This is a genomic window from Serratia sp. CY43202, assembly GCF_052168755.1.
GTDB lineage: Bacteria > Pseudomonadota > Gammaproteobacteria > Enterobacterales > Enterobacteriaceae > Serratia > Serratia bockelmannii.
Genome location: NZ_JBJNMB010000029.1, coordinates 1 through 695, shown reverse-complemented (window position 1 = coordinate 695; position 695 = coordinate 1). Strand labels below are relative to the sequence as shown.

Genomic DNA, 695 nt, shown 5'->3' with positions numbered 1-695 from the left:
TCGAACGAGCGGGCGGTGGCGGCGGCGGCGGATGCGCTGGCGGCGGGCAACCCGGTGTACGAGAGCCTGCTCAACAGCGGCACGGCGGGCGAAGCGCGGCAGGCGTTCCGTCAGCTGTCGGGGCAAATCCATGCGGATATCGCCTCGGCGCTGGTGAACGACAGCCGCTACCTGCGTGAGGCGCTGAACGGGCGTCTGCGTCAGGCGGAAGGGCTGGCGAGCTCGTCGGCCATCAAGGCGGACGAGGACGGCGCCTGGGCGCAGCTGCTGGGGGCATGGGACCACGCGTCGGGCGACGCCAACGCCACCGGCTATCAGGCCTCGACCTACGGGGTGCTGGTGGGGCTGGACTCGGCGGTTGCGGGCGACGGGCGACTGGGGGTGGCGACCGGCTACACCCGCACCTCGCTGCACGGCGGTTACGGGTCGAAGGCGGACAGCGACAACTACCACCTGGCGGCGTACGGCGACAAGCAGTTCGGGGCGCTGGCGCTGCGCGGCGGGGCGGGCTACACCTGGCACCGCATCGACACCAAGCGGTCGGTGAACTACGGGATGCAGTCGGACCGTGACACGGCGAAGTACAGCGCGCGCACCGAACAGCTGTTCGCGGAAGCGGGCTACGGCGTGCAGGGTGAATGGCTGAACCTGGAGCCGTTCGTCAACCTGGCGTACGTGAACTTCGAAAACAACGG

The 695-nt window shown here is 69.9% G+C and carries 1 protein-coding gene; it reads left to right on the top strand.

The annotated features are described in order from the left end of the window. A partial coding sequence (locus tag ACJ8J5_RS24745) for an autotransporter outer membrane beta-barrel domain-containing protein (RefSeq protein WP_350428486.1) occupies window positions 1-695 on the top strand: 695 nt, incomplete at both ends.